General features: G+C 45.2%; 15 protein-coding genes. 12 read left to right on the top strand and 3 right to left on the bottom strand.

Annotated features, from left to right (window positions below):
- Positions 1 to 68 precede the first annotated feature (68 nt).
- Together DSL64_RS02515 and DSL64_RS02510 are read right to left on the bottom strand one after the other, a co-directional pair.
- Positions 69 to 1,574: a RagB/SusD family nutrient uptake outer membrane protein gene (locus DSL64_RS02515; RefSeq protein ID WP_115829051.1), complete on the bottom strand. Its 1,506-nt coding sequence runs from the start codon at positions 1,572 to 1,574 to the stop codon at positions 69 to 71.
- A 22-nt stretch (positions 1,575 to 1,596) separates the two neighbouring features.
- Complete coding sequence (locus tag DSL64_RS02510; protein ID WP_229216925.1) at positions 1,597 to 4,683, bottom strand: SusC/RagA family TonB-linked outer membrane protein; 3,087 nt, start codon at positions 4,681 to 4,683, stop codon at positions 1,597 to 1,599.
- A gap of 169 nt (positions 4,684 to 4,852) precedes the next feature.
- Here DSL64_RS02510 and DSL64_RS02505 point away from each other — a divergent pair, with 169 nt between their 5' ends.
- The 8 genes from DSL64_RS02505 (at position 4,853) to DSL64_RS29390 (ending at position 20,973) form a co-directional block, all read left to right on the top strand.
- Positions 4,853 to 8,914, top strand: a complete 4,062-nt coding sequence (locus tag DSL64_RS02505; protein WP_115829050.1) for a hybrid sensor histidine kinase/response regulator transcription factor — start codon at positions 4,853 to 4,855, stop codon at positions 8,912 to 8,914.
- 537 nt (positions 8,915 to 9,451) lie between these two features.
- Positions 9,452 to 10,099: a response regulator transcription factor gene (locus DSL64_RS02500; protein WP_115829049.1), complete on the top strand. Its 648-nt coding sequence runs from the start codon at positions 9,452 to 9,454 to the stop codon at positions 10,097 to 10,099.
- A gap of 28 nt (positions 10,100 to 10,127) precedes the next feature.
- On the top strand, positions 10,128 to 11,894 hold the full coding sequence (locus DSL64_RS02495; RefSeq protein WP_229216924.1) for a sensor histidine kinase: 1,767 nt from the start codon (positions 10,128 to 10,130) through the stop codon (positions 11,892 to 11,894).
- A 281-nt stretch (positions 11,895 to 12,175) separates the two neighbouring features.
- Positions 12,176 to 15,265: a glycosyl hydrolase gene (locus tag DSL64_RS02490; RefSeq protein ID WP_115829047.1), complete on the top strand. Its 3,090-nt coding sequence runs from the start codon at positions 12,176 to 12,178 to the stop codon at positions 15,263 to 15,265.
- Between the two features lie 75 nt (positions 15,266 to 15,340).
- Entirely contained in the window at positions 15,341 to 18,523 is a 3,183-nt protein-coding gene (locus DSL64_RS02485; RefSeq protein ID WP_115829046.1) for a SusC/RagA family TonB-linked outer membrane protein, read from the top strand.
- Positions 18,524 to 18,549: 26 nt separating this feature from the next.
- Positions 18,550 to 20,079, top strand: a complete 1,530-nt coding sequence (locus tag DSL64_RS02480; protein WP_115829045.1) for a RagB/SusD family nutrient uptake outer membrane protein — start codon at positions 18,550 to 18,552, stop codon at positions 20,077 to 20,079.
- A 106-nt stretch (positions 20,080 to 20,185) separates the two neighbouring features.
- The gene (locus DSL64_RS02475; RefSeq protein ID WP_115829044.1) at positions 20,186 to 20,836 is read left to right on the top strand and encodes a hypothetical protein; all 651 of its coding nucleotides are present in this window, start codon (positions 20,186 to 20,188) and stop codon (positions 20,834 to 20,836) included.
- Positions 20,837 to 20,850: 14 nt separating this feature from the next.
- Positions 20,851 to 20,973 (top strand): MPN domain-containing protein, encoded by a 123-nt coding sequence (locus DSL64_RS29390; RefSeq protein WP_262512402.1) that lies wholly within the window; start codon positions 20,851 to 20,853, stop codon positions 20,971 to 20,973.
- A 165-nt stretch (positions 20,974 to 21,138) separates the two neighbouring features.
- Here the strand turns inward: DSL64_RS29390 and DSL64_RS02470 are convergent, their stop codons facing one another.
- Positions 21,139 to 21,939, bottom strand: coding sequence for a hypothetical protein (locus tag DSL64_RS02470; RefSeq protein ID WP_115829043.1), 801 nt, complete (start codon positions 21,937 to 21,939; stop codon positions 21,139 to 21,141).
- Positions 21,940 to 22,062: 123 nt separating this feature from the next.
- Between DSL64_RS02470 and DSL64_RS02465 the strand changes: the two genes are divergently transcribed.
- The 4 genes from DSL64_RS02465 to DSL64_RS02445 all read left to right on the top strand — a co-directional run bounded on the left by DSL64_RS02465 (position 22,063) and on the right by DSL64_RS02445 (position 26,017).
- Positions 22,063 to 22,272 (top strand): hypothetical protein, encoded by a 210-nt coding sequence (locus DSL64_RS02465; RefSeq protein WP_115829042.1) that lies wholly within the window; start codon positions 22,063 to 22,065, stop codon positions 22,270 to 22,272.
- A 71-nt stretch (positions 22,273 to 22,343) separates the two neighbouring features.
- Complete coding sequence (locus DSL64_RS02460) at positions 22,344 to 23,255, top strand: UPF0236 family transposase-like protein (RefSeq protein ID WP_115829041.1); 912 nt, start codon at positions 22,344 to 22,346, stop codon at positions 23,253 to 23,255.
- Between the two features lie 671 nt (positions 23,256 to 23,926).
- The gene (locus DSL64_RS02450) at positions 23,927 to 24,823 is read left to right on the top strand and encodes a hydroxypyruvate isomerase family protein (RefSeq protein ID WP_199539315.1); all 897 of its coding nucleotides are present in this window, start codon (positions 23,927 to 23,929) and stop codon (positions 24,821 to 24,823) included.
- 54 nt (positions 24,824 to 24,877) lie between these two features.
- Positions 24,878 to 26,017, top strand: coding sequence for a glycoside hydrolase family 26 protein (locus DSL64_RS02445; RefSeq protein WP_115829040.1), 1,140 nt, complete (start codon positions 24,878 to 24,880; stop codon positions 26,015 to 26,017).
- Positions 26,018 to 26,061: the final 44 nt, after the last annotated feature.

The raw sequence follows: 26,061 nt of genomic DNA, 5'->3' as shown, positions 1-26,061 counted from the left end.
TTGTCATACGTGCTAGAAACAACACCTGACAATTCCTGACAAAACTTGATAACACCTGACCATCATCGTCAATACCCTGGTGTTTGTTCTATTTTTCCCTCACCTACATTGATCACATATTGAGGTATAGGAAAAAGCTCTGACGGACCGCGGTTCACCTTTCCGGCAGCTTCCAGAGCGGAAGCCCATTTTCCGTGACGAACCAGGTCGATCTTACGGATTCCTTCAAAATAAAACTCAAATCCTCTTTCCATCAGGATCGCATCGTTGAAAGCAGTTTTCGAAGCGGTAGATGACGCACTTAATGCCGCAATCCCACCGTGTTTGGTTCTTACTTCATTGACCAGCGCTATAGCTTCTGCTGTCGGACCTGATACCTGGTTGATCGCCTCAGCCAACATCAGCAATACATCAGCGTACCTTAATACTGGCATGTCATTTCCCTGTACGTCAGCTCCTGGTGAAGATTCGTCAGGATATTTTCTCAAAACCGGACCCCTCATATTTGAGCGGTTTCGCTCTTTTCCTGCTTTATCGGTATAAGTGGCCACTAGTAAGTTCCTACGTTTGTCTGCCGGATCAAAAGTGTCATAAAATGCCCAGGTAGGACAGAATACGCCGCTAGGATTGGCCCAGCCACCTCCCAGCTTGATACTTTTAAAATCGTTGGGAAGACAGTATAGCGCCATAGCATTGAAATTGCCGCCACCTTCACCGTTGGTTGGCGCAATCGGATCACAATTGACAGCCCAGATCGTTTCTGAATTTACCTCTGTTGATTCCCTAAACAATCCGGCATAATCGGATACCAGGCTGTATTTACCTAATGCAATTGTAGCTCTGGCTGCTTTCTCCGCCTCAGCCCAATTTTTTTCATTGAGATATAATCGCGTTAGCATACCCAGCGCCAAACCTTTGTTGAACCTGCCATATTCCGAAGGGCTCAGTTCCAGATTAGCCGCAGCAAAATTAAGATCATCTGCAACCATTGATACGTATGTCTGTCTTGAAGGACGGGTCAGGTCACTTTCGGCATTGGTGTTGATTTTCGCTGCGTCCAGGATCACAGGTACTGGTCCGTACATGTGAAGCAGATAGTACATCGTCCAGGCACGTCCCATTCTGGCCTCCGCTATGAACTTATTTTTTGCGGCTTCGCTAATGGTTGCTTTTTCAATATCAGCAATAACCTGTGTCATTCTGGTAACGTAACGCACTTTCTCAAAATGGCTTTGTTTGCCTTGCGTTCTGAGAAATGTAAAATCTCCTTTACTGAAAAATTCCCAAAGTCCTCCCCATTCGGTAAATACATTCATCTGATCTGTTGGGAGATCAAACATGGCCAGGTGACCGTACTCAGGACTAAAGAACATATTTTGGTACGCTACGTCGCTGTATCCCCATTTTGAGCCAAATGGCTTGTAAGCTTGTAAGGCGTAAAGTTTAAAATCTGCCTCCGTTTTAGGGAAGTTGGCGGGGGAGAGTACGCCGGTAATCACCGGATCGAAGTTTTTCTCGCAGCTGGTAATTGAGAAGCTGGCAGCCAGTAGGCTGGCAATAATTATCTTTTTCATGTAATTCTGAATATCGGATTTGTTAAAAATTAGCTCTCAAACCAAGTGATAGCGTCCTGACCATCGGGTAAGGAGCAGGCCCCCCTTTGGTAGAGCTTGCCTGAATCTCCGGATCGACACCTTTAAAACCAGTCAGAATGAATGCGTTCTGTACATCTGCGAAAACCCTGACACTGCTGATGTACTTAGTCAAACCACCTGAATTGATTGTGTAGCCCAGCGTGATGTTCCGGCATCTGAGAAAATCCCGTTTTACAAGCCGTGTGTCTAGTCCAGCATCCAGTGCGATCGCACCTTCGTTGTAAGCTGCGCCAGGTAGCGTTCCGCTAGGATTGGATGTACTCCAGGCGTCTTTGATTCGCTCTGTACCGCTTTGATTGCTGGATAATAAACTTACCGGGTCGCCCCACAGCGTGGTGAAGTCATTACCCCACGCACCATATTGTCCATAGAAGAATACGCTCAGGTCAAACTTGCCGTAAGTGAAATTGTTCCCAAATCCAACGATTGCTTTGGGAATCCCCGAGTAGCTTTTAACATCATTGAAATCCAGTTTACCATCTCCGTTATTATCTACAAAAATGGGATTTCCCGGCTTTCTTGCAGATGCGGGCTGCCATGCCGGTACTTCTTGTCCTGCTTGCAATATACCGTTAGTCTGGTAGACGTAGATAATATCGCCGCCGACCGGATCATTTACATTGCCATATTGCGCAGGAGGATCGTTCGGGAAACGTGTCACCCAACGGTTTTTGAAATGCGTTACATTGAGTGTGGTATTCCAGCTGAAATTCTTGGTTTTGATATTTTCAGTATTCATGCTGAATTCAAAACCTTTGCGCCGCTGATGCCCACCATTAATAGGAGATGTTGAAATGATAGACAATTGCTGGGTAGTGGCACTGCTAAGCAGACGTGTGCGATCTTCTGTAAAAACATCGACTGAACCCGTTATGCGTTCCTTCAACAAACCGAAATCCAGACCGACATTAAATGTCTTTGTAATAGGCCAGCGAAGATTTGGATTGTCAAATGCGGTAAGACGATAAGGGAAGTAAACCATCGAGCCATTGTTAAATGTAACGGCGTTCGGGTCAGCACCATAAGCACCGTAGGCAACGCTACCCGGACGTTCTCCTGTCATACCGTAGCTGGCGCGTAGCTTCAATGTACTGATCGTTTGTATCCCTTGCATAAATGCCTCATTGTTAATCTTCCAGCCCGCAGACACGGATGGGAAATATTGGTACTTGTTATCCGGGAAAAACTTATCCGCACCATCGCGGCGAACGGTCAGCGAGAGCAGGTAGCGATCCAGAAAGTCGAAATTGCTCCGGATAAAGAATGAGCGTAACTTGTTAACCCCTCTGTAAGAACCAATCACTTTCGGGCCGGTAGCAGAGGCAAGGTTGTCGGTATTGATTGCGTCCTGCATATCAGAAGTTTCGACACTGAAACCGGAAAAATCTTCAAGATATTGACCAACACCAGTAACTACATCCAGGTTAAGCCAGTCGCCAAACGACTTTTTGTATGACATGGTTGCTTCCATCGTCTGGTTCTGTCTGCGTGTTTCAGCCAGGGATGCCCGTGCCTTGTAGAGTTGTCCCCAGAATACATTTACTGGAATGTAAAAGTCACGGATTGAATATTCGCTGTTATTTCCATATAATAATTTCGCTGTCAAAACATTTGGAATGATGTCAATATCGAGCGATGTATTGGCCAGCAAGCCCTGTGCTTTTGTTTTATCCTTGATATCTAACAAGGAAACCGGGTTGCCAGTCTGGGCGAACTGGCTGTATGTCCCGTCTGCATTGTAGACTGGAACAGAGGAAGGGTAGGCTAGGGCAGCCTGTAAAGCATTAAAGCCCTGCGTACCTGAACCGCCAGCTTGCCAGCCAGCCTGAGGATTGGAGTAGGCATTCCTATTGGCATTTACATTCACGTTCAGTCTGAATATCTTGCTTAAAACAAAATTAACATTCAGCCTGCCAGAGAATCGTGTCAGATCAGACTTCCTAAGCGAGCCAACCTGATTGAAATAGTTGCCGGAAAAAAAGTAAGTCGCTTTTTCCGTTCCACCATTTACGCTAACATTGTGGTTATCTATGCTCCCGGGACGTAAAACCTGTCCGAGCCAGTCAGTTCCTTCACCCGCATTCCGTATTTGTTCATCGGTGAATTTTTGCGTGTAGCCACTCAGATTGGCAGGAACCGTACCAAATGGTGCCATGTTTCGGTCCGACTGGTATTTATCAATATTTAATTGATTGAAATAAAGCATGTAATCCGACGCATTCAAAGGCTTCAGGTAAGGCATGTTTTTTGAAAAAGAACGGCTGCCATCGTAGCTGACACTCATCCGTCCCGCTTTTCCTTTTTTTGTTGTAATGATCATTACACCGTTCGCCGCCGATACCCCATAAATCGCCGCACTTGCATCTTTCAGGAATTCGATGGATTCAATGTCGTTCGGGTTCAGGCCCGCTAATCCGCCACGGTTAACACCTTGTATTTCTACCGAACCATTGCCTGGCTCCATACTATTTCCCGGATATACCACGCCGTCAATGACCAGCAAGGGATTTCCTTTTCCACGGATTGATACTGAGATATTTCCGCCTGGCTGTGAACTTTGCTGTGTAACCTGTAAACCTGCCGCGCGTCCAAATAACAGTTCGGAGATATTGTTATTGGCTGATGTCGGAATTTTGGTGGGATCAACCTTGGAAATTGCAGTGGTTAAGTTTTTCTTCGCAGTAGTACCGTAACCTACAACCACCACTTCGTCCAGATTTTGTGTGTCTGCCAGCAATTTCACATCAATCACATTACGATTGGCAATCGCAATTTCCTGCTTAATGTATCCTATAAAGGAAAAAACAAGTGTCTGCTGTCCGGCAGATCCATTTGGAAGGGATAACGAATACTCACCATTCTGGTCGGTTGACGTTCCGCTGGTATTACCCTTTACAACCACGTTTACCCCGGGCAGTTCCCCGCCGGAATTATCAGTCACTTTTCCTCTAATGACGGTCTGTTGCGCTATTAGTACAGTGCAGGAAGTCAATAGGAAAATCTGCAATAGCAGTAATTTTTTCTTCATCGTGTTACTGGATTAAGTTTATATTTTTCATTATAATTTCATGGTTGCAAGGTAGATCAGCTGCCAAATTTGGATTAGAAATAATCTGATAGAAAGCGATAATTTTCCGATATTTGTCTGGTATTTATTATATTTTTTGTTCAAAAAGTCAGTTTTTAGGCCAAAAGGAATGTGTCGGGTAGCAAGTATCAGCAGAACGTGGGTGATTGTTTTTTCTTTGTCGCTGGTATCCCTGCATCTGCAGGCGAGGGAAAAATTCTTTGCGACACTTTCCATGAGAGATGGTTTACCTACCAACCTGATCAATGCGGTTGCACAGGATCGCAACAACTTCATCTGGATTGCTACTGGTGATGGCCTGGCTCGTTACGATGGTTACCATTTCAGATTCTTTAAAAAAGGAGGATCGGCCAACTCTCTTCCCAGTAATGGTGTGCAGACGATCTATGCAGACGGAGATGATCTCTGGGTAGGTACTGTCAATGGGTTATGTAAGATAAATACAGTCACGTTCGCCATTACCAGAATATCGACAGGAGCCAACACCAATATTCGTTGTGTTTCCAGAGGTGCCGACGGCACCCTTTGGATCGGCACAATGACTGGGCTCATCAAATACAATAAGAAGAACAAATCGCTTATCACTTTAACTGCAAAGAACAGCAAGCTTAGCCACAACACGGTTCGGACTATTTTTCAGGATAAAAAGGGAATATTATGGATAGGTACTTATAACGGACTTAATAAACTGGATCCGGCAACACAGATTTTTACTGTTTTTAATCTGAAAAGTAAAGAAAGCCCGGATCTGAAAAATAATCTGATATGTGACATCAAACCTGTTGCTGGCAGTGATTCGTTGATATGGGTAGGGACAGATACAGGGCTTTGCCGGTTCAATACAATTACCGGTACGAACGAAAATCAAAATGAGCGGATCAAACTGAGCAACGATGTGGTCAAATCGATTTACACTGACAAAGATCGTAACGTCTGGCTGGGAACAGATTTTGGCTTAAATATCTATGATCCGACTGCTCAAACGAATGAACTCCATTTTCACAACCCGCAGTCGTCCTACTCCATTTCTGACAATGTTATCTGGCAAATATTTGAAGATCAGGCGGGTGTGCTTTGGTTTGTGACGTCTAACGGGATCAGCAAGTTTAACCAGGTGGACAATTTGTACCAATATCACCATGTAACACAGCAGGTTGGGGGCCAAACGATAGGCAATCAAGTGAAGTCCTTTCTTGTGAGCAAAAAAGGGATATACTGGATCGGTACCTTGCATGGTGTTATCCGTTTTGATCCAAAGACAGGACAAAACCGAAAGTTTAGCATTGATTCACCCAAAAAAAGTAGGCTGCTGATCAACAATGTCACTTTTCTGCACGAAGACCGTGAAGGACGTATCTGGATCGGGACAGTAGCAGGAGTGAATGTGTGGGATGACCAAAAACAGATCATGCAAGCTGTGACCGCCAGCGAAAACAATGGACTTACTTCCAATTACATCAATAATTTTGTCGAAACACCAGATGGGATTTTACTGGTGGGAACCTGGGAGGGAGGAATTTTTCGGTCGACAACTAATTTGACGGATGTTAAGGACACACAATTCAGACTTGTGTCAAAGGTCGAAACAGACAGGTTTCTATACAGAGAGAAATCGCTATGGCTCATTGAATTTGACGAGCTTTTTCAACTGGATCTGAACACCGGTGCTAAGAAAAAAATTACCGCATTTGCCCTTGCTGCCGACCGTAAAACTATTAACAGCTTTTTTATCTCAAAAAATGGCACTATCTGGGCGGCGACAGAAAACGGATTGGTCGAATATATTCCATCTGCCAACAAAGCATCTTTTCATGCAATCCCGAACCATAGCACAGTTAGGGCTTCGATCACGGAAGATGAGCACGGCAGTATCTGGATCGCGACTAATACAGCACTCGAAAAATTTATACCTGCAAGCCAGAAAGTAGAATTTTATCCCCTTGACAAAAACCTGCCTCTTAAAAGCTTTTATGCAGGCTGCGTTGCCCGCTCACCTTCCGGCGAACTGTTTTTTGGTGGAGATAACGGGTACATATCATTCTCTCCCGAAAAGGCGATTGCAAACGTTTATCAGCCAAAGGTGGTTTTGACGGGTTTGCTGCTAAATAATAAGGAAGTTGAAATCGGTGAAAAAATAGATGATCGGGTGATTCTGGATCAGGATATTTCCTTTGTGCCAGGCATTGAGCTCAATTATGGTCAGCGGTCACTGGAATTGCAGTTTGCAGCATTGCATTTCTGGCAACCGGAGGTGAATACGTATTCCTATAAGCTGGAAGGTGCTGATGAAAACTGGACTACGACTTCGGGAGCCAAGAATTTTGCGGTATACTCCAATCTCTCGCCCGGTACTTATACGTTTAAGGTGAGAGGCACCAATAACAATGGGATATGGAGCGATGTCATCAGTACGACGCAGATTACCATCAATCCGCCGTTCTTTTTGAGTAAAGGGTTTTTGGCATTGTATCTGCTGTTGATCGCCGCCGGGGTCTATGTAGCTTTGAAGATTTACTCAGCCAGAATTAAACTGGAAAATGAACTGAAAATAAGCAGGCTGGAAGTAGCACATGCAGAAGAAATAGAGCAGACCAAGGAGCAATTTTTTACGAATATTTCCCACGAACTGCGTACGCCCATTAGTTTAATACTCCCTCCGATTCACCAGATTATGAAAAACGGGAACTTGGATGATGATAATCTTAAACTGATTTCATTGGCTGAAAAAAATTCGCACCGTTTACTTCGTGTGGTAAATCAGGTGCTTGATTTTAAGAAAATGCAGGAGGATAAACTGTATCTGAACACTTCCAAAGTTGAGATTATCGGATTGTTGAGAGAGCTGTATTCGCATTTTGCAGATAAAGCAGCCAGGCATGAGGTTAATTATTCATTTACAAACAGTGATGTGCAATTTGAGATATTTGCCGACGCGGAGAAGGTAGAGACAATGGTATTGAATCTGCTTTCCAATGCCTTTAAGTTTACGCCCAAAGAAGGTGTTATCACGCTGAATGTTCAGATCATACATGCAGAAAATCCCGATGCCGATGCAGTGGAAATCAGCGTATCCGATACCGGGGCAGGTATTTCAAAGCAGGATCAGAATCGTATTTTCGAGCGTTTTTACCAAACTGCAGAATCAAGAAAAAGGGAAATGGGCTCGGGTATCGGGCTTGCGCTCACACAGGAATATGTGAAAATGCATGGAGGTGAAATAAATCTCGAAAGCGAGCCGGGAAAAGGAAGTGTTTTTACAGTTTTGCTCCCAAAAGGAAGTGCTGAGCAGATGGTCGCGGAATCGAACGGTGTTAGTTCCTACCAGATGTTCCAGGCGATATCGCCAAATCCCAAAGAGCATGAATCATTAGGCGCTGAGCTCGATAAGCCACTTCTGCTGATCGTTGAAGATAATCCGGATATGATTGATTTTATTCAATTGACCCTCAATGAAAAATACCGGTTTGTGATCGCGGGAGATGGGGAGGAAGGTATGAAAATGGCTGTGCAGTACCTGCCTGATGTGATCATTTCCGACGTTATGATGCCCGTGATGGATGGTTTGACATTTTGTAAAATGATTAAAGCGAATCCAAAGACCAGCCGGACGGCGGTGATATTGCTGACCGCAAGAAGTCTGACCTCTCAGAAAATTGACGGGATCAAGACAGGTGCCGATGCATACATTACCAAGCCGTTTGATATAGAATTACTTGACGCCCAGATCGCCAATCTTCTGCAAAGAAAAGAGGAATTGGTAGCCTATTTTCAGCATAACCTGATCGTTACACCCGCGGCCGGTTATGGGAAAGAAAATATGGATGAAAAGTTTGTAAAAAGGGTGATGAGCAGCGTGGAAGCCCATATTGCCGATCCCGAATTTAACGTGGAGGTGCTCGCTTCTGAGGTCGGAATGAGCTCTGCTCATCTGTCGAGAAAACTTAAAACATTAACACAATTTTCAGCCAATGAAATCATCAAGAAATACCGGATCAAAAAAGCGTCACTGCTTTTAGAAAACAATGAGGGCAATGTATCTGATGTAATGTATGATGTCGGATTTTCCAATCTTTCCTATTTTTCAAAGTGTTTTCGTGAGGAATTTGGGGTTACCCCAAAGGAATATGGCAAGAAGGTTTCAGGGAAGTTTAACATAGAGCAGATTCTCTAGACAGTTTGGGTATGCGTGATCTAATTGGTATGGAACAAGTGTAGTATCCCATTGCGTTTATGAGAAATTTTCGGGTGCGTCCATCCAGCGGCCGGCGTACATTAATATGGTTTTAAAGTTCCGGGCAATAGATTTAATTGTAGTTTGGTAGATTGACCGACTATGCCGGAACACTTGTGAACAAGGTGGCGACCAAAAAACTCTGCTATCAATCTGCTTTTATAGCCAATTGATATCCTGAGGCCATGAAGGTATTATCAGGCGTTTAATCCAGCTCCATTTCTTTTAAACATTATACGATAGAATCTCAACGGATTACAATCAAATCTGTCTGTTTTTGACACGACTAATAGGATGCCTGCTGGCAAGCTTCATCAGATTTCTTTGGCGAGGTACTGTTTCCAGTTCAATTCCCCCTTATTTCTTTTAGGGTTTTCCATAGGATTTATCAGATGGTACCAGTTTGGTTTATGTTCACGGCTGATTCATCGTACCTTCGGTGGATAGAAATAAATTTATACTGTATATATACATACCATGATACGAGTCCTCATCGCTGATGACCATAATGTTTTTGTTGAAGGTATTGAGTCGCTAATTTCGGGATCACCGGACATCGAGGTGACTGAGCGATGTTATACTGTTCAGTCAGTTATGGAGCGATTAAACCAGACAGCGATCGATGTCGTGTTACTTGATATTTCGTTTCCCTACATTGAAGACGGCCTCGGGCTTTGTGAGCATATTGGTCGAACGTATCCGGAAACGAAAGTGGTAGCACTGACTATGCACGACGATGCCAGCCTCATCAAGCGGGTCGTGAAAAAGGGGGCGAAAGGCTATTTGTTGAAGAATACTACAAAAACGGAACTGCTACAGGCCATCCAGGCAGTCTACCGTGAGCAGCATTATTTCAATGAATCAATCACGCAAATTCTTCTGAACGATAGCCCCAAAACCAGAAGATCAACGGCCGGCATTGGCGCAAGACCACACCTTAGCCCCCGCGAGTCGGAAGTGCTGACCCGCATCGCACAAGGACTAACAACGCAGCAGATGGCCAACCAATTATTTGTGAGCGCCAAAGCAATTGAATTCCACCGAAGTAGTCTACTGATGAAGTTCGGTGTTCCTAACACAGCCCTTCTGATAAAGACGGCTATGGAGATGCAAATGATTGATTAGTTCTATTTTGTCCTTTTAGGTAATGCTCATGAAATGCTGTTCTCTCCGATCTTGTTGGCAGATCATTTTTCTTTTTGTAGTAATTCTGACGGGTGGATTCCAATCCGTCGAGGCGGAGCCTGATACAACGTCTTTTGGTAGTTTAAAAAGACAGATTGAATTGTTAGTGCGGGACAAGCAATACAGTCAGGCTGCAAAGGCTTATGACTCCTTGGGTAGACTATACTATCGGCAGTACGGATACAATAAGTACACGATGGATTCTTACCTGAGTAGTTTGAAATACTACAGCCTGATGGGCGATTCACTCGGATATTTTAATCAGTACCTGGTCATAGGGGATTACTACGCTCAGGACTACTTTATGCATGCCTACGCCCAGCAATACCTGAAAAAAGCCCAGCAATATTTCGAGCGAACCTGTAATATGCCCAAAGTCATAGAATCTCGATTGGGGCTGGACAATATTGCGCAACATGTAGAACCTATGCCATCAGGTTTGAAAACGCACTTGCGTGAAACCTTGCAGCTTAGCATAGAGTACAAACAACCCTATTCTCAGGCTTATGCCCTCAGTTTGCTGGCCAATACGTACTTACTCGCCAAACAGCCCGATTCGGCATACTATTTCGCCAGCCAAAGTCTGATGATTTCAGATCAGTTAAAGGTTAAGTGGTTAATTGCCTTGAATCATTTTTACCTGGGCCTGGTAGAGCAATTCAGACATCACAGTATGGCAGCTATTGAAGCCTACCAGAAGAGCTACAACTTATCGAAGGCTGAGAATAGTCTGGGCATGATGCGGGAATTGTCAAGGCATACGGCAGATAGCTATTCCCGTATGGGCGACTATAAAAAGGCATACGATTGGTCGTTAAGAACGCTTGATTTTACCGTGCAGTTTTATGCATCTGAACAAACGAAAAGTATTCGTCTGCAGGAACTTGATAGTCAGATAAAAACCCTGGCGGTAGAAAAACAACTGGTTGAAGAACAAAGTCGCAACCAGAGCGTATTGAATTCTGCGCTATTTATTGGTTTTCTGATCAGTATTATAGGCGTGTTTACACTTGCGTATTTAAGGCGTCAACAAAAATTGATTGATCACCAACACACCGTCATCGCCCAGCAACAGATTCGACAACTGGAGCTTAAATCGCTACGTGCCATGATAGAAGGCCAGGAAGGCGAACGAACTCGGATTGCTCGTGATCTACACGACGGTCTGGGAATTCAACTTTCACGAATTAAACTATTCATAGAAGCGCATCAGGAAGAACTGCCCTTATCTGTCAAGCAGCCTTTAAACCAGTTTCTGGATGAAGCTTGCACCGAAACCCGGTTGATCTCCAATAATCTGCGCCCTTACGCGCTATCAACATTCGGACTTGTCTCAGCCTTAGAAGATCTGGTACAGAAACTGAATCTGGTTAATAAAACAAAGCTTATTTTAGACCATTATGGCGACATTCCACCTTTGGGCGATGAAGCTGCCGTCATGATTTACCGTGTAGTGCAAGAGTTGCTTAATAACGCGCTGAAACATGCACACGCCCGGGTAGTAACGGTTCAGCTGATGGTTAATGAAGAGACAACATTGATTAGCGTAGATGACGATGGCCTGGGGGCTGATTTCGATAATCTGCTATCAAAAGGAAGTGGCATCGCCAACATTAAGTCTCGCATTGCCTACCTTGGAGGCCATGTAATGTGGCAAGGAGAAGTCGGGAAAGGAACGTCCGTTATGATTTCGTTGCCCATGCAAAAGTTACAAAAAATAGAAGCGCTTGCATAGCAGAGGTTGTTCGTGATTTAAACATGTACCAGCATTGTGATTGCAGAAGCCGATACCGAATCCTTCCTATGAGATCCGTGGTCCAAAGTAAGACCAACATCCCGTAAAAAATCATCTCTTTCTAAACTGAACGTAGGAACTGATTCCTGCTTCCTTACCTGGGGTTTTCCCTAAGTTTTAAAAAAGTAGGGTTTTCCTTAATGTATCTTCAATCCGATACGTCCTACTTTTGCTAAGTAAAATTCTATTTCGGCTATTCCTATCCTTTGCCTCACAAGAGTATGCAAACACTTTTACTAAATGGTTTTGTGTCAACATTTCGATTGTTGGCAGCTACTATCGCTATTTGTTTTATCGCTTTATTGAGCATTAGCACAACGGTATTTGGTGCTGATCCAATTAAACTGGAAGCCGAAGCATCTCAGGGTGTGACCCTCAATGGCGTGCAGATTGTTCAGGATCAACCTGGCTATTCCGGAACGGGCTATGCCTGGGGCTTCGATGATGACAGCAACGGAGGCGACAACATGGTTTTCACCTTTTCCGCGCCTGCTGGTAGTTACCAACTCACGATTGGGTATTACTCACCTTACGGCGATAAAAAGACCCGGCTGACAGTGAACGGTGCCAGCAGCGAACACGATTTAAAATTAACCAATACGAATTTCGGAGCTGCCGTGATAGGTTCGTTTCAACTGCTGAACGGACAGAACACCATCACGATCCACAAGAACTGGGGTTACTACGGCATTGACTTTATTGAGCTAACACCCGCTTCGGTTAAGCCACCGACTGTGGTTCCGCTGATCAATGGGCGGGCTGAGGCCGAAGCTGGCGATCTGACGGGCGTGGAAGTGTCAAGCACCAATGCCGGTTTTTCAGGAACCGGCTACGTAACGGGCTTCGATAATGCGACGGATCAGGTAAGTATAACATTTAATGCCACCGCGGGACTGTATGATTTGTCTTTTGGCTATGCGTCACCCAGTGGCGACAAAGGGGTTGACTTTCAGGTGAATGATGAAAAAGGAAGTAGTACATTGAAACAAACATTGGGGGGATTTAGCCAATCAGGTGTCGGGAAATTCCTGTTGACCACCGGACTCAATACCATCACTATCTACAGAGGTTGGGGATACTTTGATATAGACTACATGCAGCTGAAGCCAGCAACGGCCTCCCTGCCAGTCAAGCCTTCAAAAATGCTGGTCGATGCACAGGCTACGTTGTCAACAAAGGGATTGTTTTCTTATCTGGTTGATCAATATGGCAGTAAAGTGCTTTCAGGCCAACAGGATGATGTTGAATATGTCCTGGAAAAAACGGGCAAAGAACCGGCTATTGGTTCGTTCGACCTGATGGACTATTCGCCCAGCCGGGTTCAGTTCGGCACTTCGCCCATGCGTAGCAGCGAAGCAATTATTGACTGGGCAAAGAAAGGTGAAGGCCGTGGGATCATCAGTCTGCTGTGGCACTGGAACGCGCCGACCGATCTGATCAATAAAGCACCTGATCAACTCTGGTGGCGGGGATTCTATACCGAGGCGACGACTTTCGATCTGGCGGCTGCCTTGGCCGATAAAAATGGCGCCCGTTATCAACTGCTAGTCAGTGACATTGATGTCATTGCCCTGCAGCTCAAAAAATTTCAGGCAGCTGATGTACCCATTCTATGGCGCCCGCTGCACGAAGCGCCGGGCGGTTGGTTCTGGTGGGGAGCGAAAGGGGCGAGTCCGTTCAAGGAACTCTGGCAATTGATGTACAATCGACTGACCCATTACCACCAGTTGCATAACCTGATCTGGGTATATACAGGTACGGATACGATCAACCCCGACTGGTACCCTGGCGATCAATACGTGGATATTGTTGGCGAAGATATTTATGCAGACCCAACAGCCAATCTGAGTGGCAACTGGGCGAATGCACAAGACCTGTTCAACGGCAAAAAACTGGTAGCATTAACCGAAACGGGTAATTTGCCAAACCCCGACAAAATTCGTGGATTTGCTACCTGGTGGTCATGGTTTGCAGTATGGACGGGAAATGACTACATCAAAAAGCAGCCGATTGATCAGTTGAAATCGGTATACGAGGATAATGATGTGATCACGCGGGATGAACTTCCAAACTGGCGGCCACCCGTTACACTAAAAGTCCAATATCAGGATGCCGACCAAGGTAAGGCCAACAACTCTGTGATTAGGCCTAATTTGATGCTGGTCAATGAAGGATCAACGCCAGTTCCATATAGTGAGCTTACGGTCCGGTACTGGTTTACGGCTGAAAATTACGCAGGCATTAATGCATACATTGATTACGCCCAACTCGGCGGCAGTAAAATCAAAACCAGCTATGTAGCCCTGCCAAATCCGCGAAATGGCGCTACCGGGTATATTGAATACAGCTTCGATCCGTCGGCAGGTAATCTGGCGGTTGGTACTTCCGGCATCATCCAGTCACGTTTTGTGAACAGTGATTATACGAACCTGAGCGAGACAGACGACTATTCATATCAGGCAGCAACGAATTTTACCCTCAACAACCGCATCACATTATACCGAACTGGTACGGACGGTATAGCGCAGTTGATATGGGGTATTGAACCCGATGTGGTTCCGTCGGTGGTGAAACTGAAAGTATTGACCCAGAACCGGAACAGTGCGACGAATAATAACTCGATCAACACATTCGTGAGCATCGTTAACGAGGGTAATGTACCCATTTTCTACGGGGATGTTTCGGTGCGTTACTGGTTTACGGCGGAAGGAACGCAGAGTCTGAATTTTTTCACCGATTATGCTAAGCTGGGTAATGCGAACGTAACGGGTCAGTTTGTGCGGAATTTGAACCGAAGTAAAAGCGATACCTATCTCCAACTAAATGTCAAGTCATCAGTGGGCATGCTATACCCGGCAAGCAATACAGGCAACATTCAGTACCGGATTGCCAAGGCAGACTGGTCGAAATTTAACGAGAGCAACGACTATTCATACAAGCCAGCGGCAGCAATGGATACAAATAGTCATGTGACAGTCTATTACAAAAGTCACTTGGTATTCGGTGCCGAACCAGCCGCGTTGAGCAACGCACGTTTAGCAGCTGATCAAAAAGTGACTTCTTTACAGGTTTCAGTGCTTGGAAATCCGGTAGTTGGAGAAAATGTTCAGGTGGACATTCGGGGTGTGGCCGGAGCTTCGGTGTGGATGTCGTTAACTACGGTAAATGGCATAACTGTATTTGAAAAGAAGATAGATCAAGCCGCTGAAATCGAGCGTCAGATACTGCCTTTGGGCAAAAGCACCGGAATTTATTTACTACGTGTCAGCACGCTCACTGAGTCTTTAACCGTAAAAATCATCAAACCTTAACTAGCGATCCTGACGCTTTGGTTCAGGTAGGTGAAAATCTTATCTCGTATTCCCAACTCAATTCTAAATCTCAATATGAAAGAAACTGTATTAATTGACAGAACCAAGCGGTGTAAAATACTGACGTTAGGTTCACTTTTTCTGATCGCGCTGACTGTTTGCACAGCCGCTGCCCAGGATAGGCAGATTACCGGTAAGATAACCGAGGGTAAGGGGGCTAGTGCTGTGCCAGGTACGAACATCACCGTTAAAGGCACCACCACGGGTACCGTCTCTGGTGCTGACGGTACGTATACGATCACCGTTCGGGATAATATGGCGACGCTGGTATTCAGTAGCGTGGGTTACACCAGTCAGGATAGTGCGGTGGGCACGAAGTCAGTGATTGATGTCGATCTGGTTCCTGACACCAAAGCGCTTAACGAAGTTGTCGTGGTTGGTTATGGTACACAACAGCGGAAAGACATTACCGGGGCGATCAGTTCAGTTAGTGCGGCACAGATTGAAAAAGTGCCGGTCACTACCCTGGATCAGGCACTTCAGGGCCGGTCACCAGGGGTTCAGGTGACGAATAACGATGGTTCGCCGGGTGGTGGTGTTTCTGTGCAAATTCGTGGAACGGGTACGTTTGGCGATAACTCGCCCCTCTACGTTGTAGATGGATATCCTATCTCTGGCGGTCTCAATACATTGAATCCCAATGATATTGCGTCGATGGAAATTCTCAAAGATGCGTCGGCCACGGCCATTTACGGTAACCGGGCTTCGAACGGCGTTGTTATTGTGACAACCAAGCGCGGCAAGCAGGGCGCATTGCAAGTTTCATTTGATGCCTACGGATCGGTGCAGGCGATTCCAGAATTATATAAAGTACTGAATGCGCAGGATTTTGCCTCGTTTGCCACCGAGATCGCTGACAAGGAGTCCTATCCGGTCTTGCCAGAATGGCGCAATCCATCGACACTCCGGAACATCGACTGGCAGAAAGAAGTGTACCAAACGGGCTATAGGCAAAACTATAATCTTGCCCTGCGTGGTGGCAGTGAAAAGGTGCAGACGTCGCTTTCGCTGGGTTATTTTGACCAGCGGGGAACAATTAAATTTTCGAATTTCAAGCGTTATAATGGTAGCCTAAACCTGGATTACACGCCTGCCAAATGGATCAAAGTCTCCACCAGCGTGAAGTATACCCGCACGGGTGGTTTCGTTGGTTTTGGCTCGGGCCAGAATGGCGTTGGTAACCTGACCAAACTTGTACCTACAATGACGGGCAATCCGTTGACGGACCAGGTAAAAGATGCCAATGGGAATTATGGCTACTACACCAAAGGTGCCACGGCGGTTTCCGGAAGTACCAATGTTATTGCTGATCTGGAAACCACCGATCGCGAGCAGGAGTCCAATAACCTTTTGACCACTACTTATCTGGAAATAACGCCTATTGCCGGTTTGCGACTGAAAACAAACTTTGGCTGGAATACCAGCGATGGATCTGGTTATTATTTCACGCCGACAAACAACCGTTTACTGACGCCACCATTGGCCTTTTATTCTCAGAATGCCAGCAACACGGCAGAGTGGTTGTGGGAAAACACAATCGCTTACAGCAAGACATTTGGCATCCATTCCATCGATTTTGTGGGCGGGGTGTCGGCTCAGGAAAATACGTTTCGCCAGAGTGGCGCCAGCGGCTCGGGACTCATTAGCGACGAACTGCGCAATGTGGGTTCCATTCAGACTGTAATACCGTATGGCAATCAGCAAACCTGGTCACTGGCATCTCAGTTCGGGCGTCTGACGTATAAATTGCTTGATCGCTACATCATTACCGGTACCGTGCGTCGGGATGGCTCATCACGTTTCGGTCCGGGTAACAAATACGGTGTATTTCCGTCTCTGTCCGTAGCGTGGCGTTTGAAAGATGAACCTATCCTTGCTTCTGTGAATGCGCTGAGTGACTTAAAGCTACGCGGTAGTTGGGGAAAAGCGGGAAATCAGAACATCGGTCTGTTTCAGTACCAGGGCATCTACAGTTCAGGAAGCAGCCGGAACGACAACCGGGGTTATGTGTTTGGGCAAACGAAAACGTATTACGATGGACTTGTCCTGAGCGCATTGCCGAATCCGAATTTAACGTGGGAAAACCAGACGCAGTCGAACATTGGTCTGGACGCCTCTTTCCTTAATGGCCGTATCAACTTTACGGCTGATTACTACGTGCGCTCCTCAAGTGGTTTCCTGCTGAACGTGAACGTACCTAGCCAAACAGGTTTCAGCACTGCCACTCGTAACGTGGGTAGCATTCGTAATAGTGGTTTGGAATTGGGTTTAGAATACCGTGAGTCGAGCAAACCTTTCAAATGGGGTATTAATGCAAACGTAACTACGGTAAGCAATAAGATTCTAAGCTTTGCTGACGGACTTACCTCAGTCGGTAACTTCTCTGATCTGGGGTTTCCGACCTACGGAGGCAATCTTTGGACGACGTTTACCCAATCGCAGGTCGGCGGCCGGGTGGGAGCTTTCTATGGCTTCAAATCAGCAGGAATCTTTCAGGCTCAGGAAGAAATCAATGCGCTCAATGCGGCCGCAGCTGCTAAAAATGGCGCTGGTACTTTTTATCAGGCATCATCTACCGCACCTGGTGACAGGCGGTTTGTCGACATCAACGGCGATGATCGTATTACTGACGATGACCGGGTGATCATTGGCAGCCCGATTCCGAAATTCTTTGGGGGTGTAAACTTCGATGGTTCATATGGACAGTTCGACGTTTCCATGTTCTGGTATGCGTCTGTCGGCAACGACATTCTGAATTATGCGAAAAGGAATCTGCAAAGTCTGGCCACCAGTGGCGGTGTGGGCGTGGAGAACGTCAGTGAAGAGTTTTATTTGAACCGCTGGACAGAAACCAATCCCTCAACGACCTACGCGCGTGCTGTCCGGGATGATAAAAGTGGTAATACGCGGGTGTCGGACGCCTATGTAGAGGATGGGTCATTTCTGCGATTGCGGAACCTGCAAATCGGCTACACGCTGCCAGCTACATTGGTACGTAAGATTACGTCTAACCGGATCCGGTTATATGTAAGCGGGCAGAATCTGGTTACGTTTACCAAATACACAGGCTTAGATCCTGAAATCGGGCAAGTTAGCGATCCGAACAACGGCAGCACGAGCGCGACGGTGAAAGGTGTTGATGTGGGCAATTACCCAACCTCACGCTTCTTTACACTAGGTCTCAATGTGCAGTTTTAGTCTACATCAAAATACATAAAAAAAATATGAAATTATATAAAACAATAGGTCGGCTCGGCTTTCTGGCCGTGATACTGTTGCCGATAAGCTGTAAGGAATCGTTCCTTGAACAAAAAAATACGCAGGGCATCACGGAAGACGCATTATTCAAAAAGCCGGAAGACGGCATTGCCCTGGTGACGGGGATCTATGATACGTTTCACGATGTTGATTTTACGCTGAAAGCGTTGTGGTATCAGGCCAATTTCCTTTCACAGGACTTCAAAAACTTTGGAGCCGATACGTTCTTTGAAACGTATGAAGTCCCCACCGGTTTTGACGCGCTGAATATTTTCTGGTCCAGAGCCTATCAGGGCGTTGCACGCGCTAACTCAGCCATTCCGATCATTGAAAATATGAGAACCAACAAGGTGATTTCGGACTCGCTGGCCAACCGGCTGAAGGGTGAGACGTTATTCTTGAGAGGTGTTTTTTACTATTACCTGGCTTCCAATTTTGGTGGCGTTCCATTGGAGCTGCAGACTGTTACAGACGATGGTCGTCATCCCCGGAATACGCAGGATGAAGTTTTTACCGCCGTTGCCGCAGATATGAAAGCAGCTGCCGACTTATTGCCTTGGCGGCAGGATCTGGCCGCTGCGGATGTTGGGCGGGCTACCAAAGGTGCAGCTTTGGCTTACCTTGGTGATGCCCAGATGTGGTTAAAGAAGTACGCCGACGCTGCCGCTACGTATGAGCAATTAACCGGTAAATACCAACTGGAAGATAAGTTTGTCAACATACATGAGTTCAATAATCAAAACGGTAAAGAGTCTATTTTTGAGATTCAGTACATTGCCGGCAGCGATATGACCTGGGGCCATGCAAACGACTCCCACTGGTTGGCAACCTTCGGAATGCCGGAAGAGGTTTCGCAGTTTGGATACTCATTCGCCGATAAAAGGCTGTATGACTCGTTTGAAGTGGGTGACACACGGAAGTTATCAACCGTCCTTGGTCCCGGCGATGTGCATCCTAGTCCGGCAATCAGGATCAGTGATTACCCATTGGTAAAACAAAACTACCCTGGCATGAACACGTTGGGAACCGTTGCGAAACCGTGGAAAGGATCTGACGGACTACGGTCGGGCTACTATGGTACGAAAACCTGGCGTGACCCTGCTGCAACGGGGAATTCAGGTAATCCCGCTTACATTTTTAGTGGCCAAAACCTGATTCTGATGCGTTACGGGCAGGTGCTGCTGAGTAAAGCCGAAGCCCTGTTCAAAAGCGGTAATGCTGCCGGTGCATTGGCTATCATCAATGGACAAATTCGGAAACGCGCTGGTCTTGGCGCTGCCGCCGGAACGGACGTCATGAAAATTATGCTGGAAGAATACCGGCACGAGCTGGCGGGTGAATTCTCGCTGTGGTTTTTACTCCGCCGGTCGGGTGAGCAAGCCAACTACGTAAAAGAACGATACGGTATTGCAGTGCCGCCCGGGAAAGACTTGATGCCGATCCCGCAACGACAAATTGCAACCAACCAGGAACTGATACAAAACCCGGGATACTGATCCATTGTGTCCTTTGATTAACCCACTTCACGGGAGCTGGATGCTTTCGGGAAGTGGGTTAGTTTATTCAATACAGCACAGTTGGTTAATAAATATTTTTTGATTCATGCGTACAGCAAATTTATTTCTCTTTATCGCAGCCATTGGGATTTCTATCAGCTTCACCGCCGACAAACCAATTGGTGTTTTCCAGCATAGCCAGGATATTGGCAAGCCTAAACTGGCCGGCTCATCGATTTACAACGCGTCGACCAGGGAATACAGGCTCCTTGGTTCGGGATACAACATCTGGTTTGCACGGGATGAATTTCAGTTTCTGTTCAAAAAAATAAGTGGTGATTTCACTGTAACTGCCGATTTTGAGTTTGAAGGAGCCGGTACAGATCCGCATCGAAAAGTAGGCTGGATGGTTCGTGAATCACTGACCGAGGATGCCGCGCACATCAGTGCCGTAGCGCATGGCGATGGCCTGACCGTATTGCAGTGGCGAGTAAAAAAGGGCATGGCAATGCGTGATCCGGAAGACGAAATTTTTAGTTCCCAAAAAAATATTCAGACAATCCAGGTTGAGCGCAAGGGCAATGCGTATACCATGCGCGTAGCAAAAAAAGGGGAAGCCTTACAGACCGTCGGTTCGCATCGCATGCCTGACCTACCTACCCAACTCTTTGTAGGATTGTATATCTGTTCCCATCATCCGGAAAAAGTAGAAGAAGCAATCGTCAGGAATGTTCAGATCGTTCAGGGTAAGCTCTGACAGGGTGAAGCCCCATGGCACTCGAATTTATTGAAGAGTTCAAGATGCTTTTATTGAACAATGCCAGCCGCGTGCTAGGTATTCTTGAAGTTTCCAATGGCTGGAACATCAATCCGCGGCACTTTTTACTACAATGAAAACAAGTTGAAAGAAGGTATTGCGGAATGCATAATGGCCGGCAACTACCCAGATGATGCGACCAATCTATCGGAGTAACAGCATCTGAATACGCTCTTGAATCTAGCCGATCTGAACACGAATGTCTTTCGAAATAGTGTTCTTATATCTGTGAATTTTGAGTCTTAATTAGTTTCCAATGTAATGTGAGGATCTCCATATAAATGTAGACAAGCCCATGCGGCAATTGTTGGAAAACTATCGAAGACCACAAGGTTTGCCTGATGCACGGCATGAGCAAGGCTTTCGCCTTTATTAAGTTCTTCTAATAACTTGGGTAACCATATTGGCGGAATATCTATATGCAGAGACCAAAATGGTGCTATAATTGATACATATCCTTCTGAAAGAAATTTCTTTACCAATGTAGATACGCTATTTTCAAATGGAGTTGATCTTATTGATCCCGAATGGCAAACAAAGAGAATGAGAATTTTTCCTGTACCAAGAATGGGTGACACATTCAGTTTCGGACTCTCGTTTGGATATATTGCCTGATTAATAGCAATTTCATTTGTTCCATGACTTACCAAAATGTTCATCTCGGACGAAATTGGCGACTTAATAGCCAAAGTTTGCTCGATATGAAACCTCTCAGTAGTGAGCGTTCCCTCTAAATTCTGAAACAATATTGAAATTGCAAGATCTCCACCCTCGGTGGGTATCCAAATTGATTTTGTAAAATCTCGAGTAAGTTTTGTTCTGCTAGAATTGCTTAAATACCACTCTGTCGAAATAATATTCGCGATGGGTCTTTTATGATAAATAAAATTCCCGTCCAAGTCTAGGAATAGGTTGTGAGGAAATTCGGAGACATTCATGTCAAGAATGACGTAGAGAGAAGCACTTCCAAAGCAACCTATTCGAATAAAATTAAATTCAGTTTTTAAAATGTCAGATTCTCGATTGTAATCGTCTGCAAACATTTGCCTAACCGGGCGCATTTCAAAAGTTCGCTTCGAAAGTTTCTTAACGCTGAAATATTTGAAACTCCTAAAGTATGATCTCAAGTAGGCGGTCTTTTCAATAAAACGAGTAATTTTACAGATATGACCCGCGAAGAATTACATGCATTGGTAGATGCTCACTATGATAAATTAACTGGTTTACAGTCAGAAAAGACCTTCTATGCCTACGAGGAAGGTTTCATAAAAGCATGGACGGAGTTGGGTGGGCAAGTGATGCAGGCTAGTTTAAAAAAGGGCACGTCTACTGATAAGCGAAAAAAAACTTCTGTCAAACCCGATTCGGTAGATTAGAGCTGTCCAAAACACATCGTTACAAGGCCAAAACGAACGGCTTTTTCATAAGTCCCTATCTTCAAAATTTGATGGCACTCGCCGGGGTGAGCGATGTGTACTCAAAATCAAATGAATTATTAAATGCTTTATTGGGTATTAATATATCTGAAAGTCAGTTATATAGAGTAACTGATTACTTGGGTAATGCAGTTGCTGAAGATGTAATGGCTGAGATCAAACATCAGAAGTTGAACAGCACTGAAAGGGTATATGCTTCAATGGATGGGAGCATGATTCAAATGGATCAAGGTTGGCAGGAGGTCAAGCTCGGCCGTATTTTCAGAGAGGATTGCAAATTAGAAAATGGCACAAAAGAGCAAGGCAATATACGTTATAAACTTGACGAGTCTTTTTACAGCGGCCATTTAGGTTCCTATAACCATTTTATTCCCAAGTTTGAAGCCAGCTTAGGCACTTATAAAGATTGTGAAGACCGATTGGTATTTATTACAGATGGAGCACAATGGATACATAACTACCTGGCTAATAGATTTCCCAATGCAACCCACATTCTAGATTACTATCATGCAGTGGAACACTTAACAGACTTTGCAAACTCACATTTTACGGACATAGCCAGACGCGAAAAATGGGTTAAAGCTCAAAAAAGCGAGCTGCTGGAAGGTTCTGCTCAGAATGTTCTGGATAATATAGCGAAGCTTAGAAAGCTGTCAAAAAACGTGAGGAAACAACGAACAAAGCTTCTGGAATACTATAAAAATAACGTTGATAGAATGGATTATAAGTCGTTTCGCAGTCAAGGACTTATGATAGGGAACGGCCCGATGGAAGCCGCGCATAGGACCGTCATACAAACAAGAATGAAGCGTAGTGGACAGCGGTGGACCCCCAAAGGAGCTCAGGCTATGCTAAACTTGAGGGTTCTCAGAGAAAGTAATCGATGGAGTTGTGTTACACAAGCATTAAGCCACGCTGCGTAGATCTGAAATGCGCCCGATTCCCAACGATGTGGAAGTCAATTTGTGATTTAGGTCATCTATTAGGTCTCGCAGAGCCATAACGTAGCTTCAAATGTTTATTTTAATTTATTGATTTCTGACCAACCGCTCCATCATCTCATCCCTCTCTCTCAACATCCGCTCATACAATGCAATCTTTTCTGCATGAAGCTACATAATTTTCTCAACTGGTTGCGAATCGTTCGTGCCGTAAATGAAAGAATTGCCAATCGTACATTCAATGCACACTAATTAAAACGAGGAATCCGAAGATGCACTCAATTGCGCATGTGATTCACAGTCAAGGAGTTATTGAGTCGTATTAATGCAGAAACCTGAATTGAAGATTTGTGGGATTTTTATAACACGCCTCGTTGGCGGGCTTGCTCTCAGCACACTTGAACTGACTTTAAGGGAAAACCCTAAATTTTAAAAAAGTAGGGTTTTCCATAATCCATCCTCATGGAGTTCCGTCCTATTTTTGCAAGAAAAAATTCTATTTCCTAATCCCCGGCAGTTGCTTCAGTTTTAAGAGTTCTAAGCCAGGCGCTTTCGCTGTTACGGCCACTGACAGCTTGTATAAAGATCTCACTTAGAAGTAAATGCGACAATAAATGTCGGCGTATTCAGATTTATAAAAACATATTTAGTTAATGGAGATTGATCAAAACAGACGTTCTATTTTAAAAACGATGGCCACCGGAGCAGGTTTGTTGAGCATGCCCCTGACAATGACCGACGTTTGGGGCGCAAATGAAAAAGCGTTTGTACCAGTCTTGAACGGACAGATAATGCATTCTGTATGCAGGTGGTGTTATGACAAAATTCCTTTCGAAACCTTTGCAGAAGAAGTGAAAAAACTGGGCATCACGTCCATAGAATTGTGCGGTCCTGCGGAATGGCCGGTTCTGAAAAAAATGGGCTTAACCTGCGCCCTGCCCTGGGGAGAAGGATTGACAAGAAGTCTGGATAAAGGTTTTTGCGATCCGGCCAATCATGACGAGCTCATCAGGGGTTTTGAAGATATCATACCAAGGGTACAGCAAGCAGGTTATGATCAGATCATTTGTTTTTCAGGAAATCGCCGTGGAATGAGCGATCTGGATGGCATGAGAAATTGTGCGGTTGGTCTAAGAAAACTCATGCCGCTTGCAGAGAAACACAATGTGACGCTGGTAATGGAACTGCTCAACAGCAAGGTAAATCACAGAGACTACATGTGCGACCACACTTCGTGGGGAGCAGGTCTGTGTGATATGGTAGGATCTGAAAAATTCAAATTGCTGTACGATATCTACCACATGCAGATCATGGAAGGTGACGTGATTGCCACCATCAAAAAATACAGCAAGTACATTTCGCATTACCACACTGGCGGCGTGCCGGGAAGAAATGAAATTGACGAAACTCAGGAGTTGTATTACCCTGCTATTATGAAGGCTATTGTAGCCACTGGCTATAAGGGATTTGTCGGACAGGAATTTGTGCCCAGCCGCAAGGATGACATCGCATCTTTAAAACAGGCTATTGGTATTTGTGATGTGGCATAATGCCAAAACCAATTGCCTTTCCAGTTCATTTCGATACAGTAATACCTATTTCAAATGCATTTTAATTTCAAAACAAACAGAATAGCAATCGCGTTGGCGGCACTGATGATGGTGTCAGGATCGATGGCTTGGGCTCAAAAACTGATTGATCCAAAGGCGACGAAAGAGACAACTGCACTTTATAGGAATATGCATGATTTAGCCAAAAAACATACGCTTTTTGGCCATCAAGACGCTACCGATTACGGGCACGGCTGGCGTGATGAGCCAGGAAGATCGGATGTAAGGTCGGTGGTTGGCTCACATCCGGCGGTAGTGGGTGTAGATATTGCGCCATTGACTGGCAGGTCCAAGGAATCAATTCAAAAAAGTGAAGCGCGTTTAAGAAAATTGGTGACCGATACCTACGCTCGTGGTGGCATTACGACAATCTCCTGGCATTTTTCCAATCCGGTATCGGGCGATGATTTTTACTGGAAGGATTCGGTGTCATTGCCAGCTGTTAAATACATTATTCCGGGAGGTAAAAACCATCAGGATTATAAGGTTATTCTGCAAGGTCTTGCAGGATGGTTCAAAAGTTTGAAAGGCGCGAACGGGGAGCAGATCCCACTCATTTTCAGACCTTATCATGAGTTCGACGGAGATTGGTTCTGGTGGGGTAAAGCGCATTGTACGCCGGATGAGTTCAAGTCATTGTGGCAATTTACAGCTGGTTATCTGCGGGACAGTCTGGATGTACATAATCTGATTTACGCGTTTTCTCCGGATAACAAATTCAACACCGTTGCAGAATTTACGGAGCGTTATCCGGGGAACAACTGGGTGGACCTGGTTGGAATGGATAATTATGGAGACATGGGGCGCGACGGCAAATACGATTTGAAACAGGCGATCAAAAAACTCAAAATCGTAAACGATTTTGCACTGGAAAACAAAAAGCTTGCCGCCATGACCGAGACTGGTCTGGAATCCATTGTTAACCCTGTTTGGTATACCGATGTTTTGCTTAAAGTGTTACAAACGAATAAGTTGAATCTGGCTTATGTTCTTGTCTGGCGTAACGATACCAAAAGTCCGACGCATTACTATGCACCCTTTCCGGGACATGCTGCCGTGCCGGATTTCAAGAAGTTTTTTGACGATGAATACACATTGTTTGAAAGTGATCTAAAAAATATTTATGGCAAATAGCCCATCTTATTAGAGGCCCTTAGCCTACATGTATCAAAGCGAAG

The sequence above is a fragment of the Dyadobacter luteus genome (assembly GCF_003383615.1).
GTDB classification, from domain to species: Bacteria; Bacteroidota; Bacteroidia; order Cytophagales; family Spirosomataceae; genus Dyadobacter; species Dyadobacter luteus.
Note: the sequence above shows the minus strand (reverse complement) of the source record. Positions and strands in the feature narration are given on the sequence as shown.

Bases quoted from the DNA above. Each gene is read 5' to 3' on its own strand.
- DSL64_RS02515 (WP_115829051.1), bottom strand. From the start codon at position 1,574: ATGAAAAAGATAATTATTGCCAGCCTACTGGCTGCCAGCTTCTCAATT.
- DSL64_RS02510 (WP_229216925.1), bottom strand. From the start codon at position 4,683: ATGAAGAAAAAATTACTGCTATTGCAGATTTTCCTATTGACTTCCTGC.
- DSL64_RS02505 (WP_115829050.1), top strand. From the start codon at position 4,853: ATGTGTCGGGTAGCAAGTATCAGCAGAACGTGGGTGATTGTTTTTTCT.
- DSL64_RS02500 (WP_115829049.1), top strand. From the start codon at position 9,452: ATGATACGAGTCCTCATCGCTGATGACCATAATGTTTTTGTTGAAGGT.
- DSL64_RS02495 (WP_229216924.1), top strand. From the start codon at position 10,128: ATGAAATGCTGTTCTCTCCGATCTTGTTGGCAGATCATTTTTCTTTTT.
- DSL64_RS02490 (WP_115829047.1), top strand. From the start codon at position 12,176: ATGCAAACACTTTTACTAAATGGTTTTGTGTCAACATTTCGATTGTTG.
- DSL64_RS02485 (WP_115829046.1), top strand. From the start codon at position 15,341: ATGAAAGAAACTGTATTAATTGACAGAACCAAGCGGTGTAAAATACTG.
- DSL64_RS02480 (WP_115829045.1), top strand. From the start codon at position 18,550: ATGAAATTATATAAAACAATAGGTCGGCTCGGCTTTCTGGCCGTGATA.
- DSL64_RS02475 (WP_115829044.1), top strand. From the start codon at position 20,186: ATGCGTACAGCAAATTTATTTCTCTTTATCGCAGCCATTGGGATTTCT.
- DSL64_RS29390 (WP_262512402.1), top strand. From the start codon at position 20,851: ATGGCACTCGAATTTATTGAAGAGTTCAAGATGCTTTTATTGAACAAT.
- DSL64_RS02470 (WP_115829043.1), bottom strand. From the start codon at position 21,939: ATGTTTGCAGACGATTACAATCGAGAATCTGACATTTTAAAAACTGAA.
- DSL64_RS02465 (WP_115829042.1), top strand. From the start codon at position 22,063: ATGACCCGCGAAGAATTACATGCATTGGTAGATGCTCACTATGATAAA.
- DSL64_RS02460 (WP_115829041.1), top strand. From the start codon at position 22,344: ATGGCACTCGCCGGGGTGAGCGATGTGTACTCAAAATCAAATGAATTA.
- DSL64_RS02450 (WP_199539315.1), top strand. From the start codon at position 23,927: ATGGAGATTGATCAAAACAGACGTTCTATTTTAAAAACGATGGCCACC.
- DSL64_RS02445 (WP_115829040.1), top strand. From the start codon at position 24,878: ATGCATTTTAATTTCAAAACAAACAGAATAGCAATCGCGTTGGCGGCA.